Source organism: Streptomyces sp. CB02366, assembly GCF_001905905.1.
Classification (GTDB): Bacteria; Actinomycetota; Actinomycetes; order Streptomycetales; family Streptomycetaceae; genus Streptomyces.
The window spans coordinates 878226-895360 of sequence record NZ_LIVT01000003.1 but is presented as its reverse complement, the minus strand read 5'-3'; the positions used below and the strand labels follow the sequence as shown (position 1 = coordinate 895360).

Below are 17135 nucleotides of genomic sequence, written 5' to 3'. Positions count from 1 at the left end.
TGGTGAATCCGGGCGCACGCGCGGTTCACCGGCCGATTGGCCCGAAAAGTGACGATCAATCCCTGCTGGGGGAGCGCGGCGCGCTGACCGTGGTGCGGGGTGGACGTCGCTGCGAGGAGGTCCGCACGATGAGTTCCGTCGGTATGACCTGCTCGACCGGCCCGTCGTGCTCGACCCCTTCGATGGCGTCGATGAGGAGTTGGACGACGGCCGTGCCGATGCGCCGGGGCTTCAGCGAGAGCGTCGTGATGGGCGGTTCGGTGGCCGCGTACACGGTGGACTCGCTGCAGCAGACCAGCAGCAGGTCCTCGGGGACGCGCAGCCCGTAGCGGCGGGCCGCCGCGAGGAGGTCGGTCCCGTTGGGGTCGAAGAGCCCGTAGACCGCGTCGGGACGGTCCGGGCGGGCGAGCAGCCGGTCGGCGGCGACCGCGCCCGCGCACGGGTCGTGGGCCGGGTAGGACTCGTAGACGGGGTCCTGGCCGACCCGCTCGCACCAGTGGAGGTAGGCGGCGGTGGACAGCCGGGTGTACGTGTCGGTGGTGTTGCCGGTCAGCAGGCCGATCCGGCGGGCCCCGGCGGCGGCGAGGTGGTCGAGGAGGTCGAGCACGGCGGCCCGGTGGTCGTTGTCGACCCAGGCGGTGACGGGGAGCGTCCCGGCCGGACGGCCGTCCGACACCACGGGCAGGCCCTGGCGGACGAGTTCGGTGACGACCGGGTCCTGGTCGGAGGGGTCGATGACGACGGTCCCGTCGAGCGCGACGTTCGACCAGACGTCGTGCCGGGAGGTGGCGGGGAGGATGACGAGGGCGTAGCCGCGGGCGAGTGCCGCGGAGGTCGCGGCTCTCGCCATCTCCGCGAAGTACGCGAATTCGGTGAAGGTGAAAGGTTCATTCCCGTACGTGGTCACGGTCAGGCCGATGAGCCCCGACTTGCCCGTACGGAGGGTTCGGGCCGCGGCGGACGGGCGGTAGCCCAGGCGCTCGGCGACCTCGCGGACATGGCGGCGGGTGGCGTCCGGGAGCCTGCCCTTGCCGTTGAGCGCGTCGGAGACGGTCGTGATCGAGACGCCGGCCGCAGCGGCCACGTCACGGATACCCGCCCGTCCTGGCCGGCCGCTGCGCCGGGGGGTCTCCGTCCGGCTCACCTGGTGCTTCCCTGCTGCTGTCATGGCGAGCCGATAGTAGGGCTCCGGAGGGTGGTCGGTCCGGTCGCATATGCACACGTTGACAGGTACGTTTCTGCAAGGCGACGCGCCATCAGTTCCCTTGCAAAGAAAGGCAGTTGGACATCGCAGCTTGCAGGTTTCAGGTTGCGGGGCCTCGCGGCCTGCTGGATGGTCGATGTTTCGAAGAGGTCTCAACTCACCAGTTCGGGGGACGCGCGCCACGGCGCGGGCCACCGGCGTGCGATCGGGCGGCGAGCGCCCCCTCCGCCCGGAACCCCGTGGCGGCCCCCGCGCGGTCCCTTTCTCGGGCACTGCGGTCGATTTCCCTCTCGGCCCGTTCGCACCGGGGGGCAATCCTCATAGGGTGTGCAGTATTGCTGTGAACGGACGGTCGAGGAGGACCTGCGGTGAGCGAGACGAGCCCCAAGCTGCGCGCCGAACTGGACGGCGTTCCCGCCTACGTGCCGGGGAAGCCGGCGGCGGCCGGCGGTCCGGTCGCGTACAAGCTGTCCTCCAACGAGAACCCCTATCCGCCCCTGCCGGGCGTCCTGGAGTCGGCGCTCGCCGCGGCGGGGAACTTCAACCGCTACCCGGACATGGCGTGCACCGGTCTGATGAACGAGCTGGCCGAGCGTTTCGACGTGCCCCTCTCGCATCTCGCCACCGGCACCGGCTCGGTGGGCGTCGCCCAGCAGCTGCTCCAGGCCACCTCCGGCCCCGGCGACGAGGTCGTCTACGCCTGGCGGTCCTTCGAGGCGTACCCGATCATCACCCAGGTCAGCGGTGCGACCTCGGTGAGGGTGCCGCTGACCGAGGGGGAGGTGCACGACCTCGACGCGATGGCGGCGGCGATCACCGACCGGACGCGGCTGGTCTTCGTCTGCAACCCGAACAACCCCACCGGCACGGTGGTGCGCCGGGCCGAGCTGGAACGGTTCCTCGACCGGGTGCCGAGCGACGTGCTGGTGGTGCTCGACGAGGCGTACAAGGAGTTCATCCGTGACGCCGAGGTGCCGGACGGCATCGAGATCTACCGGGACCGGCCCAATGTGGCGGTGCTGCGGACCTTCTCCAAGGCGTACGGCCTGGCGGGGCTGCGGGTCGGGTTCGCGGTGGCCCACGAGCCGGTGGCGGCGGCGCTGCGCAAGACGGCCGTCCCCTTCGGCGTGAGCCAGCTCGCCCAGGACGCGGCGGTGGCCTCGCTCCGGGCGGAGGACGAGCTGCTGGGCCGGGTCGGCACGCTGGTCGCCGAGCGCGCCCGCGTGAGCGCCGAGCTGAAGCGCCAGGGCTGGGCGGTGCCGGAATCGCAGGCGAACTTCGTCTGGCTGCGGCTGGGGGAGCGGACCCTCGACTTCGCCGGCGCCTGCGAGCGGGCCGGGGTGGTCGTGCGGCCGTTCGCCGGGGAGGGCGTACGGGTCACGATCGGCGAGGGCGAGGGCAACGACCTCTTCCTCAAGGCGGCGGAGGCGTTCCGCGCGGAGCTGTAGCCTCCGCTCCCCCGCACGCCGAAGCGGTGTCCGTACGGGCCCCGGATCTCGATCGACGAGGTCCGGGGCCCGTCGCGTGGGCCGGCTCCGGCGCGAGGGGGCCGGAGGAACGGGCCGGTCGGAGGGGCGGGACGGCTTCGGCGTGGGCGGACGGCGAAAAAGGGATACCCCCGGCGAAGGGCTCGAAAGCATGTGCGTCATAATTGCTTGTGAATGTGAACGCGTTCACAAGCGTGCCCTGCTTTCTCCCGTGATCGGGGGAATCGCTGGGGCGTAGTGCCGGTACGACCACGGCGATGTAAGGAGACTGACGACGTGGACCTCGCTCTGGCGCCGGAGACCCTGGCGCGATGGCAGTTCGGCATCACCACCGTCTACCACTTCCTCTTCGTCCCGCTGACGATCTCGCTCGCCGCGCTCACGGCCGGCCTGCAGACCGCCTGGGTGCGGACGGAGAAGGAGAAGTACCTCAGAGCCACCAAGTTCTGGGGCAAGCTGTTCCTGATCAACATCGCCATGGGCGTCGTCACGGGCATCGTCCAGGAGTTCCAGTTCGGCATGAACTGGTCCGACTACTCGCGCTTCGTCGGCGACGTCTTCGGCGCTCCCCTCGCCTTCGAGGCGCTGATCGCCTTCTTCTTCGAGTCCACCTTCATCGGGCTGTGGATCTTCGGCTGGGACAAGCTGCCGAAGAAGATCCACCTCGCCTGCATGTGGATGGTCTCGATCGGCACGATCCTCTCCGCCTACTTCATCCTGGCGGCCAACTCCTGGATGCAGCACCCGGTCGGCTACCGGATCGACGAGGAGCGCGGACGCGCCGAGCTGACCGACTTCTGGCGGGTCCTCACCCAGGACACCGCGGTCACCCAGTTCTTCCACACCATCACGGCGGCGTTCCTGGTCGGCGGCGCCTTCATGGTCGGCATCGCCGCATTCCACCTGGCGCGCAAGAAGCACATCCCGGTGATGCGGACCTCGCTGCGGCTCGGCCTGGTCACCGTCGTGATCGCCGGAATGCTCACCGCCGTCAGCGGCGACAGCCTCGCCAAGGTCATGTTCCGGCAGCAGCCGATGAAGATGGCCGCCGCCGAGGCCCTGTGGGACGGACAGGAGGGGGCGCCGTTCTCGATCTTCGCGTACGGGGACGTCAGCGAGGGCCACAACTCCGTGGAGATCTCGCTCCCCGGGGTGCTGTCCTTCCTCGCCAACAACGATCCGAACTCGTACGTCCCCGGCATCAACGACATCAACAAGGAAGCGCAGGAGAAGTACGGGCCCGGCGACTACCGCCCCAACATCCCGGTAGCGTTCTGGAGCTTCCGGTGGATGATCGGCTTCGGGATGGCCTCCTTCGGCCTCGGCCTGCTGGGGCTCTGGCTGACCCGGAAGAAGTTCCTGCTGCCGCCGGCGCTGCGGACCGGTGAGGACGAGGTGCCGCATCTGGTGCTGTTCCGGAACAAGGCGCTGAGCCCGAAGCTCACCAAGCTCTACTGGCTCGTCGCGCTCTGGACCCTGCTCTTCCCGCTGATCGCCAATTCCTGGGGCTGGATCTTCACCGAGATGGGCCGCCAGCCGTGGGTGGTCTACGGGGTGCTGCAGACCCGGGCCGGGGTCTCCCCCGGCGTCTCGCAGGGCGAGGTCATCACCTCGATGGTCGTCTTCACCCTGCTCTACGCGGTGCTCGCCGTGATCGAGGTGAAGCTGCTCGTGAAGTACATCAAGGCCGGTCCCCCGGAACTCACCGAGGACGACCTCAACCCGCCCAAGAAGATCGGCGGACACGACGAAGAAGACGCCGACCGGCCGATGGCCTTCTCGTACTGAGCACAGGAGCTGAGAGATGGAACTCCACGACGTCTGGTTCGTGCTCATCGCCGTCCTCTGGACCGGCTACTTCTTCCTGGAGGGATTCGACTTCGGCATCGGGGTCCTCACCAAGCTGCTGGCCCGCGACCGCACGGAGCGCAGGGTCCTGATCAACACGATCGGGCCCGTCTGGGACGGCAACGAGGTCTGGCTGCTCACCGCGGGCGGCGCCACCTTCGCGGCCTTCCCCGAGTGGTACGCCACCCTCTTCTCCGGCTTCTACCTGCCGCTGCTGATCATCCTGTTCTGCCTGATCGTGCGCGGCGTCGCCTTCGAGTACCGCGCCAAGCGGCCCGAGGAGCGGTGGCAGACGAACTGGGAGACCGCGATCTTCTGGACCTCCCTGATCCCCGCCGTGCTGTGGGGCGTGGCCTTCGGGAACATCGTGCGAGGCGTGAAGATCGACGCCGACATGGAGTACGTCGGCGACGTCTGGGACCTCCTCAACCCGTACGCCCTTCTCGGCGGCCTCGTCACGCTCGCCCTCTTCACCTTCCACGGGACGGTGTTCGCGGGCCTCAAGACGGCGGGCGACATCCGGGTCCGGGCCCGCGCCCTGGCGCTCAAGCTGGGGCCGGTCACCGCGGTGCTCGCCCTGGGCTTCCTGCTCTGGACCCAGGCCGACAACGGGGACGGCTGGAGCCTGGGGGCCCTGATCGTGGCGGTGGCGGCGCTCACGGCTGCGATCGCCGCCGTCGCCAAGGGCCGCGAGGGCTGGTCGTTCGCCTTCTCGGGCGTGACGATCGCGGCGGCGGTCGCGATGCTCTTCCTGACGCTCTTCCCGAACGTCATGCCGTCCTCGCTGAACGACGCCTGGAACCTCACCGTCACCAACGCCTCGTCCAGCCCGTACACGCTCCGGATCATGACCTGGTGCGCGGGCATCGCCACGCCCGTCGTGCTGCTCTACCAGAGCTGGACCTACTGGGTCTTCCGCAAGCGCATCGGCACCCAGCACATCGCCGACGCGCACTGATTCCGGCGAGCCGCGGGCCCCGCCCATCCCGAGGGGCCCGCGGCGGACGCCGATCCCGCAGAGCTCACCGACCCCGCCGGGGGGATGTTTCACGTGAAACCGATCGATCCGCGTCTCCTCCACCACGCACGGGCCACCCGTCTCTTCCTGGCGGCCGTGGTCGCCCTCGGCCTGCTCGGCGCCCTGCTGGTGATCGCCCAGGCGATGCTCATCGCCGAGATCGTGGTGGGCGGTTTCGAGGACGGCCTCACGGTCACCGAGCTGCGCACCCCTCTGCTGCTGCTTGCCGCGGTCGCGGTCGGCCGGGCCCTGATCGCCTGGCTCACCGAGCTGTCGGCCCATCGCGCGAGCGCGGCCGTCAAGTCCGAACTGCGCGGCCGGCTCCTGGAGCGGGCCACGCTTCTGGGCCCCGACTGGCTGAGCGGCCAGCGCACCGGTTCCCTGACCACCCTGGCGACCCGGGGGATCGACGCGCTCGACGACTACTTCGCCCGTTACCTCCCCCAGCTCGGCCTCGCGGTCGTCGTACCCGTCGCGGTGCTCGCCCGGATCGTCACCGAGGACTGGGTGTCGGCGGCGATCATCCTGGTCACCCTGCCGCTCATCCCGTTGTTCATGATCCTGATCGGCTGGGCCACCCAGTCCCGGATGGACCGCCAGTGGCAGCTGCTGTCCCGGCTCTCCGGGCACTTCCTGGACGTGGTCGCCGGGCTGCCGACCCTGAAGGTTTTCGGTCGGGCCAAGTCCCAGGCCGCCTCGATCCGCACGATCACCTCCGACTACCGCCGGGCCACCCTGCGTACCCTGCGGATCGCCTTCCTCTCCTCCTTCGCCCTGGAGCTGCTGGCCACGCTGTCGGTGGCCCTGGTCGCCGTGACGATCGGCATGCGGCTCGTCCACGGAGAACTCGACCTCTACACGGGCCTGGTCGTCCTGATCCTGGCCCCCGAGGCCTATCTGCCGATCCGCCAGGTGGGGGCGCAGTACCACGCGGCGGCCGAGGGGCTGTCGGCCGCCGAGGAGATCTTCACGGTCCTGGAGACCGCGCCTCCCGTCTCGGGGGACGGGGAGGTCCCGGGCTCGCCGCGGCTGGAACTGGCGGACGTGACCGTACGCCACGAGGGCCGTGCCGAACCCTCGCTGAACGCCGCGTCGCTCACCGTGGAGCCGGGGGAGACCGTCGCCCTGGTCGGCCCGAGCGGCGTCGGCAAGTCCACCCTGCTGAACGTGGTCCTCGGATTCGCCGTACCCGACGAGGGACACGTCCGGGTGGGCGGGCGGGACCTCGCGGAGCTGGACCTCCGACGCTGGCGGAGCCGTATCGCCTGGGTTCCCCAGCGCCCCCACCTCTTCGCCGGCACGATCGCCGAGAACGTCCGTCTCGCCCGGCCCGGCTCCGATGACGAGGCGGTCCTCGCGGCGCTGCGGGAAGCCGGCGCGTACGACTTCGTCGCCGCCCTGCCCGAGGGGATGCTCACGGCGCTCGGTGAGGACGGAGCCGGGCTCTCCGCGGGCCAGCGCCAGCGCCTCGCCCTCGCCCGCGCGTTCCTCGCCGACCGGCCGGTCCTGCTGCTGGACGAGCCGACCGCGAGCCTGGACGGCGAGAGCGAGGCGGGCATCGTCGACGCGGTACGGAGGCTGGCCGCCGGGCGGACCGTCCTGCTGGTCGTCCACCGGCCGGCGCTGCTGGCGGTCGCCGACCGGGTGGTGGCCCTGGAGGCGGCCGGTGTCGCCGCCCCCCGGACCGGAGCGCCGGGCCGCGGCGCCGGACCGGCCGTTCCCCGGCCGCTCGCCGGGGGCGAACCTCTCGACGCCCGCCGTGCGGAGGAAGGGCGTGCGGTCGACAGCGGCCCGGACAAGGCCGGCACCCGGCCCGGGCGGGTGCTCGCCCGTGTCCGGGCGTCCGCCGGGGCACAGCGCGGCCGGCTGTCCCTGGCCCTGCTGCTGGGCAGCCTGGCGGTCGGATCGGCCGTGGGGCTCATGGCCGTCTCCGGCTGGCTGATCTCCCGCGCCTCCGAGGAGCCCCCGGTCATGTACTTGATGATGGCGGTCACCGCGACCCGCGCCTTCGGCATCGGGCGGGCGGTCTTCCGCTACGCCGAGCGGCTCGTCTCGCACGACGCCGTCCTCAACCTCCTCGCCGACCTGCGCGTCTCCGTCTACCGGGGCCTCGAGCGCATCGCCCCCGCCGGGCTGCGCACCACGCGCCGCGGCGACCTGCTGACCCGGCTCGTCGCCGACGTGGACGCGCTCCAGGACTACTGGCTGCGCTGGCTGCTGCCCGCCGGGACCGCCGTCGTGGTGGGGGCCGCGGCCGCCGGATTCACCGGCTGGCTGCTCCCGGAGGCGGGCGTGATCCTCGCGGTCGGGCTGCTGCTCGCGGGGGTGGGCGTTCCGCTCGTCAGCGGCGCCTGTGCCCGCCGTACGGAGGGCCGGCTCGCCCCGGCCCGCGCCGCCCTGGCCACCCGTGTCACCGACCTCCTCGGCGGCACCGCGGAGCTGACCGTCGCCGGGGCGCTGCCCGAGCGCCGGACGCGGCTGCGCGAGGCCGACGCCCTGCTCACCCGGATCGCCTCGCGGGCCGCCGCCGCGACCGCCCTGGGCGGCGGCCTGTCCGCCCTGGTCTGCGGGCTCACCGTGGTGGCCGCCGGGCTCGTCGCCGTGCCCGCCGTGAACGACGGCCGGTTGTCGGGGGTCGCGCTCGCCGTGGTGGTGCTGACCCCGCTCGCCGCCTTCGAGGCCGTCGCCGGGCTGCCGCTCGCCGTGCAGTACCGCCGTCGCGTCGCCCGGAGCGGGGAGCGGGTGTACGAGGTGCTGGACGCCCCCGTCCCCGTACGCGAGCCCGAGCACCCCGCCGAGGAGCCCGTCTCCCCGTTCCCGCTGGAGGTACGGGGGCTGAGCGCCCGCTACCCGGCGGCCGGGCGCGATGCGCTGGCCGCGCTCGACCTGACCCTGACGCCCGGACGGCGCATCGCGGTCGTGGGGCCCTCCGGCTCGGGCAAGACGACCCTGGCCCAGGTCCTGCTGCGCTTCCTGGACGCCTCGTCGGGGACGTACCGGCTCGGCGGCGTCGAGGCGTCCGCGCTGGACTCGGACACCGTCCGGCGCTCGGTCGGCCTCTGCGCCCAGGACGCCCACGTCTTCGACAGCACGATCCGCGAGAACCTGCGCCTGGCCCGCCCCGGGGCGTCCGACCCCGACCTGTACGAGGCGCTCTCCCGGGCCCGTCTCCTCGACTGGGTGCGGACCCTTCCGCAGGGTCTGGACACTCCGGTCGGCGAGCACGGCGCCCGGCTCTCCGGCGGCCAGCGCCAACGGCTCGCCCTGGCTCGCGCGCTGCTCGCCGATTTCCCCGTACTCGTCCTGGACGAGCCGGCCGAGCACCTCGACCTGCCGACCGCCGACGCCCTCACCGCCGATCTGCTGGACGCCACCCGGGGCTGCGCGACGGTCCTGATCACGCACCGGCTGACCGGGCTGGAGGCGGTGGACGAGGTGCTGGTGCTGGACGCGGGCCGGGTGGTGCAGCGCGGCCCGTACGCCGAACTCGCGGCCGAGGAGGGCCCGCTGCGCCGCATGCTGGAGCGCGAGAAGGACACGGTCGGGGCGGGGGCGTGAGCCGGGAGCCGGGAGGGCCCCGGGCAGGGGCGACGGCCGGGCGGGACGTCACGTACATTCTCGACTTTCGCCCTGTAACGGCACTAACTAGGCTCGGGCCATGGCAGAGCCCGACCCGCAGGACTCCCTCGACGCCGCCACCCGAGCCGCCCACAGCCTCCAGGGCCTCTCCACGGAGCTGACCGCCCGGGTGCCGCAGTTGCTGGAGGCGATGCGATCGGTGGGCTCGGGGCTGGAACTGCACTCCACCCTGGACCGGATCTGCGAGACGGCCGCCGAACTCGCCCACGCCGAGTACGCCGCGATCGGCGTCGTCGACGAGTCGGGCGAGGGACTGTCGGACTTCGTCACGTACGGCGTGCCGCAGGAGGCGGTCGAGGAGATCGGACGGCTGCCCGACGGCCACCGGGGGCTGCTCGGCGCGCTGATCCACGACCCGGGCCCGGTCCGCCTGGCCGACCTGGCCACCGACCCCCGTGCGGAGGGTTTCCCGGCGGGGCACCCGCGGATGCGCACCTTCCTGGGGGTGCCCATCCAGGTCCAGGGAGAGACCTTCGGCAACCTCTACCTCACGGAGAAGCGGAACGGCGCGGAGTTCACCGACTACGACCTCCACACGGTCCGGGTGCTCGCCACGGAGGCCGGGATCGCCATCGGCAACGCCCGACTGTACGAGGCGGCGCGGCAGCGGGAGCACTGGATCGACGGTTCGGTCGCCGTCACCACCGCGCTCCTGTCGGGCGGGGACGCGGACGAGGCGCTGACCGTGGTCGCCGAACAGGCCCGCCGGCTCGCCGGATCCGCCGCCGGGATCGTGCTCCTGCCGACCGAGGAGGGCGGGCTGGAGATCGTCGCCGTGTCGTCCGACGAGCCCTCGTCCTCGCTCGGGGTGATCATCCCGCCCCGGAGCGCGGTGGCGGCGAAGCTGCTCGCGGGCGAGGCGGTGTTCATCGACGACTCGGCCACCGACAGCCGGATGGCGACCAGGCTGGCCGCCCGGTTCGGTCCGAGCATGATGCTTCCGCTGCACAGCGGCGGCCGGGTGCTCGGGGCGTTGGCCACCCCGCGCGCCCGGGGCGCGCGTCCGTTCACCGAGACCGAACGGATCCTCGCCACCCAGTTCGCCTCCCAGGCGGCGCTCGCGCTGATGATGGCCGAGGCCCAGCGGGACCGGGAGCGGCTGGCGGTGTACGAGGACCGCGACCGGATCGCCCGGGACCTCCACGACCTGGTCATCCAGCGGTTGTTCGCCACCGGGATGATGCTGGAGAGCGCCCAGCGCAGAGCGGTCGTCCCCGAGGTGCGCACCGGTGTCGCCCGGGCGGTCGACGAGCTGGACGTGACGATCCAGGAGATCCGTACGGCCATCTTCGCGCTCCAGCAGGAACCGGCCGAGGCCCCTTCGGGGCTGCGCACCCGTGTGCTGCGGGAGATCAACATGGCGGCCGTCCCGCTCGGTTTCAAGCCCTCGCACCGCTTCCTGGGCCCGGTGGACGCGCTCGTCGGCGAGCTGACCGGGAAGAACCTGGTCGCCGCGTTGCGGGAGGCCCTCTCCAACGCGTTCCGGCACGCGGAGGCGTCGCTGATCGACGTGGTCGTCGACGCGACGGCGACGCTGCCGGACGGGCGGGGGGCGGTACGGCTCTCGGTGGCCGACGACGGGGTGGGCATCCCGGAGGGCGGTCGGCGCAGCGGTCTGCGCAACCTGGCCCGTCGCGCCGAGTCCCTGGGCGGGGCGAGCCGGATCGAGCCGGGCCTCGGGGAGGACGGCGGCGGGACGACGGTGGTGTGGGAGGCGCCGTTGTGAGGGAGGGCAGCGGTCGCGGCCACCGGGGGAGGGCGGCCGCGACCGGTGTGCTGAAAGGTTTCAGCGGGTTGCCGCGCGGGCGGCGAGGATCCGCTCGATGACGACGGCCACCCCGTCCTCCTCGTTGGTCGCGGTTCGGCCCGTGGCAGCGGCCACCGCGGCCGGGTGGGCGTTGCCCATGGCGAAGGAGGCCCCGGCCCAGCGGAGCATCTCGACGTCGTTGGGCATGTCCCCGAAGGCGACCACCTCGGCTGCCGCGATACCGCGCTCGGCGCAGCAGGCGGCGAGGGTGGTGGCCTTGGAGACGCCCAGCCCGCTGACCTCCAGGAGCGCGGAGGGGCTGGAGCGGGTGAAGGCGGCCCGGTCTCCGGCCGCCGAACGGGCCAGGGCGAGGAAGGCGTCGGGCGCCAGCTCGGTGTGGTGGGCCAGCAGCTTGAGCACCGGCGCTCCGGCGCCCGGCGCGTCCTCGTGCAGCAGCTTCTCGGCGACCGCCACCGTGGCGCCCGGGTCCAGGTGGAAGGGCGGGTAGGCCGGTTCGTAGTTGATGCCGGTGGTCAGCTCGACGGCGAAGGAGGCGCCGGGGGCCGCCTCGCGCAGGGTGCGCACGACGTGCAGGGCGGCGGCGCGCTCCAGCGGCCGTACGGAGAGCAGCTCGCCGTCCCTCCGCAGATCGGTGACCACGGCCCCGTTGGCGCAGATCGCCGTGCCGTGGCTCTGGACGTGGGCCCGTACGACGTCCATCCAGCGGGCCGGCCTGCCGGTCACGAAGAAGACCTCGACGCCGGCCTCCTCGGCCGCCGCGAGGGCCGCGAGCGTACGGGCGGACAGCGTCTTGTCGTCGCGCAGCAGGGTGCCGTCGAGGTCGGTGGCGATCAGCCGGGTCACGGCGGGGAGAGGCGTCTCGGTCACTGAGGTCACCGGGCCATTCTCGCCCACCGGGGTGCACGTGCGTGCGGAGGTGCGCACATCTGAGTGAATAAGACGCTGACCAGCGAAAATGCCACAGGCATATGCCGAAGCCCTGGAGAGGGGTCTGCCGCCCCTGTCCGGCCGTAGGCTCAGGGGCATGAGCCTCCGTCTGAGCACCGTGATCCTGCCCGTCCACCGCTGGAACGAGGGAGGGCGCGAGCGCTGGCAGCGGGCGGAGGAACTGGGCTTCCACACCGCCTACACCTACGACCACCTGTCCTGGCGGACCTTCCGTGACGGCCCGTGGTTCGGCGCCATCCCCACCCTCACCGCCGCGGCGACCGCCACCGGGCGGCTGCGGCTGGGCACCCTGGTGACCTCGCCGAACTTCCGCCACCCGGTCACCCTGGCCAAGGAGCTGATCTCCCTGGACGACGTCTCGGGCGGCCGGGTCACCCTGGGCATCGGTGCGGGGGGCAGCGGCTTCGACGCCACCGCGCTGGGCCAGGAGGCATGGTCCCCGCGCGAGCGCGCCGACCGGTTCGCCGAGTTCGTGCCGCTTCTGGACCGCCTCCTCACCGAGGACGCGGTGACCGAGCGCGGGACCTTCTACACCGCGGAGGAGGCCCGCAACATCCCCGGGTGCGTCCAGCGGCCCCGGCTGCCCTTCGCGGTCGCGGCGACCGGGCCGCGCGGCCTGAAGCTCGCCGCCCGCCACGGGCAGGCATGGGTCACCACCGGCGACCCGAAGCTGTACGAGAACGGCACCCCGGAGGAGTCGCGGGCCGCCCTGCGGGCGCAGAACGAGAAGTTCACGGCGGCCTGCGCGGAGATCGGCCGGGCCGCCGCCGAGCCGGGCCGGATCCTGCTGACCGGCTTCACCCCGGACCGCAACGCCCCGCTGGAGTCGGTGGACGCCTTCGTCGACTTCGCGGGACGCCACGCGGAACTGGGCTTCACCGAGATCGTCGTCCACGCCCCGATCCCGGACTCGGTCTTCGACGCCGACGAGAAGGTCTTCGAACGCATCGCGACCGAAGCGCCGGCACAGCTCGCGTGACCCCCGGCGCCCCGGCGGCGGGGCGCCGATGACGCACCGGGCCGGCGCCCGGGCCGCCCGGTGGGCCGAGGGCGCGTCCGCTGCTCAGCCGCGCAGGCGCAGGAACTCCGGCGGTACGGCCTCGGCGAGCCAGACGCCGTTGGCGCTGACCCGGAGGAGATGGCCGGCGCGGTGCATCGCGCCCGCGTCCACGGCGAGCACGAGGGGGCGGCCCCGGCGGGCGCCGACCCGGGCGGCCGTTTCCCGGTCGGGCGACAGGTGGACGTGGTGGCGGCCCATGGGGCGCAGGCCCTCGGTCCGGATCGCGTCCAGCGCCCGGGCGACCGTGCCGTGGTAGAGGTACGCGGGCGGTTCGGCGGGCGGCAGGTCCAGGTCGACGGCGACGGTGTGCCCCTGGGCGGCTCGGATGCGGTCGCCGCCGACGCCGCTCTCCACGGTGAAGCGCCGCTTGTCGTTGACGGCGACGGTGTGGTCGAGCTCGGCGCGTGTGAGGGCGAATCCGTGCCGGGCCGCGGCGGCGAGCAGTTCGTCCACTGCCGCCCAGCCGTTCCGGTCGAGGGCGAGGCCGATGCGTTCCGGCTGGTGCCGCAGGTGTTTCGAGAGGTACTTGGACACCTTGACGGTGCGACGTTCGTCCATGGTGACAGCGTGCCGGGACGAGCCGGTGGACGCATCCGCGTTTCGCCCCGGCTCCCGTGACGTCATGCCGGTGCCCACGGACGGCGTCCCGGTGCTCGCGCCGGCGCCCGGATCTCCCGGACGCCCGGTCCTCCGCTCTCCCGGACGGCTGCTCGCCGGTCCTCGGCGCCGTGATCGCGTCGCCGGGCCGGCCCCTCGCTTCTTCACATGGTCAGCCTGTCGTTCTTCTGTGATTCCTCGGTTGTTTTTCGTTATCAGGTTTGATCCACAGGTAACACGGCTTATCCACAGGAACTTTGGAAAAACTGTGGACAAGAGGCCGTGTATTTAGGGCACTTCGTCAACTTTGCCTGTTTTCATGTGAGTTGCCGCGAGGTGGTCCAACGTACGGGCTTGCACCTCTCGTTCGGTGGCCGCCGTGACGAAAGCGGCCACCCGGTCCGCGCCGACCAGGTCCTGTACCGCCTGCGTCGTCCGTACCGGCAGCAGCACCGGTCGGAACGATTCCACGTCCACGGCCCCGTCCTCCGCCGCCAGGTGGTGGTGCAGGTGCCGGGGGGCGAAGGTCCGCATGGCACGCGCCAGTTCGGCTTCCACCGACTGCTGGGCGAGCGGACGCAACCGGCGTACCAGGGCGGCGGCATCGGCCGCGTCGGAATCCGTGGGCGGCCGGTTCCCCAGATAGCGCGCGAAGACGTGTTCCGTGGTGAACTCCAGGAAACGGGAGGCTATGTGCTCGACCTGGCAGCGGAGTTCCCTCAGGTGGTCGGCGATGGCGGGCAACGGGACGCCGGCGGCATGCAGCTCGACCGCCACCGCCAGCTCTTGCGGGCTCGGCACGAGGAACTCGTCGTCCCGGCCCGGCACACGCTCCAGTACGCCGAGCTCCACCGCCTCGGCGATGGCCTCGTCGTCCCGCCGGCCGCCGAACTTCGCCTCCAGCTCCCGGCGGCTGATCCGGCCGGCCTCCTCGTCCGTCCACGGGCCGTGCACCTCCGCCACCAGGCCGAGCACCCCGCCGAGCCCCCGCCCGGCGTCCCACGCCTCCAGCAACTCCTTGATGCTGGCCAGGGTGTAGCCCCGGTCGAGCAGGTCCGCGATCTGCCCCAGCCGCACCAGATGGGCCTCCCGGTACACGTTGGCCCGCCCCCGCCGCTCGGGCGTCGGCAGCAGTCCCCGGTCCTGGTAGGCGCGGATCGTGCGCACCGTGGCCCCGCCGGCGCGGGCCAGGTCCTCGATGCGGTATTCGGCGCCTCCCCCGCTCCCGGCCGACGGCGCGGCGGGCCCGGTCACAGCGGCGGCTTCAGCCGGGCGAGGGAGCGCAGCGCCCCCGGGCTCAGCCGGGAGAGCAGCCGGAGACCGCGCGCCTCGGGCGTCACCGGCACCACGGCCTGGTTGCGCACGACCGCCCGCAGGATCGCGTCGGCGACCTTCTCCGGGGGGTAGCCGCGCCGCCCGTAGAGCTTGGCCGCCCGCTTGCGCAACCGGTCCTGCTCCGCCGCGTCCACCCCCGTGAAGCGCGCCGTACCGGTGATGCCGGTGTCCACGATGCCGGGGCATATCGCGCTCACCCCGATCGCCTTCCCCGCCAGCTCGGCCCGCAGGCATTCGCTGAGCATCAGCACGGCCGCCTTCGACGTGCTGTACGCGGGCAGCGCGCGCGAGGGCTGGAAAGCCGCGGCCGACGCCGTGTTGACGATGTGGCCGCCCTGGCCGCGGTCCGCCATCTGCTTGCCGAAGAACCGGCAGCCGTGGATGACGCCCCACAGATTGACGTCGAGGACCTTCTTCCACTCCTCGGCCGTGGTCTCCAGGAAGGGGCCGGAGAGCCCGATCCCGGCGTTGTTGACCAGCACGTCGACGGTGCCGTACTCCGAGGCGACCCGGGCGGCGAGCTTCTCCATCGCGGCCTCGTCGCCCACGTCGACCGCTTCGCCCCAGGCGGCCGGCGCCCCGATGAGCCGCGCCGTCCCGGCGGTCCGGGCGGCCCCGTCCGCGTCGCGGTCCACGGCCACGATCCGCGCGCCCGCCTCGGCGAACGCGAGCGCCGTGGCCCGTCCGATCCCGGAGGCCGCACCCGTCACCAGGACCAGCCGGCCGCCGAACCACTGCGCGTAGGGGCTCTGCGGCTCCGGTCGCCGCCGGGCCTCGTCGCGCTCGCCCGACTCGTTCGCGCTCACGAACTCGGTGATCCAGGAAGCGAGTTGGTCCGGCCGGGTGCGAGGAACCCAGTGCTTGGCCGGGAGCGAGCGGCGCACCAGCGCGGGAACCCAGTCCTCCAGCTCGTCGTAGAGCCGTTCGGAGAGGAAGGAGTCCCCGGTGGGCGTGATCAGCTGGACGGGCGCGTGGGCGTAGGCGTCCGCGCGTGGTCTGCTGAGCCGGGCGCGGACGTTGTCGCGGTAGAGCCACGCCCCGTGCGCCGCGTCGTCGGGCAGGGACGCGGTGGGGTAGTCGCCCGGCGACACCTTCTCCAGCCGCTCCAGGATCCACGGCCAGCGCCTGCCGAGCGGCCCGCGCCAGGCCAGCTCGGGCAGGACCGGCGTATGGAGCATGTACACGTACCAGGACTTGGCGCCCTGGCCGAGCAGTTGACCGACCCGGCGCGGGGTGGGGCGGGCCATCCTCTTCTTGATCCAGTGCCCGAAGTGGTCCAGGGAGGGCCCGGACATCGAGGTGAAGGAGGCGATCCTGCCCTCGGTCCGGCCGACCGTGACGAAATCCCAGGACTGGACGGAGCCCCAGTCGTGGCCGACGACGTGCACCGGACGGTCCGGGCTGACCGTGTCGATCACGGCCAGGAAGTCGTCGGTCAGCTTCTCCAGGGTGAAGCCGCCGCGCAGCGGCTTCGGCGCGGTGGACCTGCCGTGCCCCCGCACGTCGTACAGCACCACGTGCCACCGCTCGGCCAGTTGGAGGGCCACCTCCGACCAGACCTCCTTGCTGTCCGGATAGCCGTGGACCAGCACCACGGTCGGCCGGTCCGCGTCGCCCAGCTCCGCGACGCACAGCTCGACGCCGCCCGTACGCACGTACCGCTCACGCGCCTGAGACAGATTCACGCCGCCACCTTCTCCTCGGTCCAGCGCCGCACATGCGGCGGATCGTCGTCCGGCCGGCAGGCGCTCTGCCCGGGGTCCTCGGCACCGGCGACCACCAGGACCACCTCGAACTCCGCGCCCGTACCCCGGAATCCGGGGCGGGGCCCGACCGCCCACGGCCCCCGCCGCCCCGCGACCGCCCCCGCGCAGGACAGCCGTCGGACTCCTCCGACCCCCCTCGGCTCCGGGGGGAGGCCGTACTGCGCTGCCGGAGCCATGCCGGTCATGCCACCGTCCGTTCCCTGCCGTGTGCGGTACGCGTCCGTAACGTGACACCGATGAATGTGACAATGCCCAGCGGCTACGTCAAGGGGGGCGCATCGCCTGGGGAAAACCCCGGTGGACCGGCCGCAGGGCCGAGGGCGGGTCCGGGCGCCGACCGGTGCACGACTCCTGCGCGCCCCGTGGGCCGCCCGACCGGGGCGTCACCGCCCCCACCGGGGGCCCCGGGCCCCCTACGGGCGCGTACGCCTGGAGTCTGATCCCGATCCAGCCGTCAGGGCTGAC

12 protein-coding genes are annotated in these 17135 nt (G+C 72.6%); 6 read left to right on the top strand and 6 right to left on the bottom strand.

Annotation, left to right across the window (positions count from 1 at the left end):
- Window positions 1-55 precede the first annotated feature (55 nt).
- The gene (locus AMK24_RS12605; protein ID WP_030725112.1) at window positions 56-1168 is read right to left on the bottom strand and encodes a LacI family DNA-binding transcriptional regulator; all 1113 of its coding nucleotides are present in this window, start codon (window positions 1166-1168) and stop codon (window positions 56-58) included.
- 404 nt (window positions 1169-1572) lie between these two features.
- On the opposite strand from AMK24_RS12605, the gene hisC reads away from it, so the two are divergent.
- The 5 genes from hisC to AMK24_RS12580 all read left to right on the top strand — a co-directional run bounded on the left by hisC (window position 1573) and on the right by AMK24_RS12580 (window position 10922).
- Entirely contained in the window at window positions 1573-2652 is a 1080-nt protein-coding gene (gene hisC, locus AMK24_RS12600) for a histidinol-phosphate transaminase (protein ID WP_073768125.1), read from the top strand.
- Window positions 2653-2967: 315 nt separating this feature from the next.
- Window positions 2968-4479: a cytochrome ubiquinol oxidase subunit I gene (locus AMK24_RS12595; protein WP_073768123.1), complete on the top strand. Its 1512-nt coding sequence runs from the start codon at window positions 2968-2970 to the stop codon at window positions 4477-4479.
- A gap of 16 nt (window positions 4480-4495) precedes the next feature.
- Complete coding sequence (gene cydB / locus AMK24_RS12590; protein WP_073768121.1) at window positions 4496-5497, top strand: cytochrome d ubiquinol oxidase subunit II; 1002 nt, start codon at window positions 4496-4498, stop codon at window positions 5495-5497.
- 93 nt (window positions 5498-5590) lie between these two features.
- Complete coding sequence (gene cydD, locus AMK24_RS12585; protein ID WP_073768119.1) at window positions 5591-9115, top strand: thiol reductant ABC exporter subunit CydD; 3525 nt, start codon at window positions 5591-5593, stop codon at window positions 9113-9115.
- 100 nt (window positions 9116-9215) lie between these two features.
- Complete coding sequence (locus tag AMK24_RS12580) at window positions 9216-10922, top strand: sensor histidine kinase (protein ID WP_073768117.1); 1707 nt, start codon at window positions 9216-9218, stop codon at window positions 10920-10922.
- 60 nt (window positions 10923-10982) lie between these two features.
- Here AMK24_RS12580 and AMK24_RS12575 read toward each other — a convergent pair whose 3' ends face one another.
- On the bottom strand, window positions 10983-11840 hold the full coding sequence (locus AMK24_RS12575) for a Cof-type HAD-IIB family hydrolase (protein WP_073768114.1): 858 nt from the start codon (window positions 11838-11840) through the stop codon (window positions 10983-10985).
- 148 nt (window positions 11841-11988) lie between these two features.
- Between AMK24_RS12575 and AMK24_RS12570 the strand changes: the two genes are divergently transcribed.
- Window positions 11989-12891, top strand: coding sequence for an LLM class flavin-dependent oxidoreductase (locus AMK24_RS12570; RefSeq protein ID WP_073768112.1), 903 nt, complete (start codon window positions 11989-11991; stop codon window positions 12889-12891).
- Window positions 12892-12975: 84 nt separating this feature from the next.
- Here the strand turns inward: AMK24_RS12570 and AMK24_RS12565 are convergent, their stop codons facing one another.
- From AMK24_RS12565 to AMK24_RS35415, 4 genes are all read right to left on the bottom strand, one after another.
- Window positions 12976-13530 (bottom strand): RNA 2'-phosphotransferase, encoded by a 555-nt coding sequence (locus AMK24_RS12565; RefSeq protein WP_073768110.1) that lies wholly within the window; start codon window positions 13528-13530, stop codon window positions 12976-12978.
- Window positions 13531-13857: 327 nt separating this feature from the next.
- Window positions 13858-14823, bottom strand: coding sequence for a MerR family transcriptional regulator (locus tag AMK24_RS12560; RefSeq protein WP_073768108.1), 966 nt, complete (start codon window positions 14821-14823; stop codon window positions 13858-13860).
- Entirely contained in the window at window positions 14820-16589 is a 1770-nt protein-coding gene (locus AMK24_RS12555) for an SDR family oxidoreductase (protein WP_073768106.1), read from the bottom strand. The genes AMK24_RS12560 and AMK24_RS12555 overlap by 4 nt, the downstream gene beginning before the upstream one ends.
- Window positions 16586-16855 (bottom strand): hypothetical protein, encoded by a 270-nt coding sequence (locus AMK24_RS35415; protein WP_073768104.1) that lies wholly within the window; start codon window positions 16853-16855, stop codon window positions 16586-16588. The genes AMK24_RS12555 and AMK24_RS35415 overlap by 4 nt, the downstream gene beginning before the upstream one ends.
- Window positions 16856-17135: the final 280 nt, after the last annotated feature.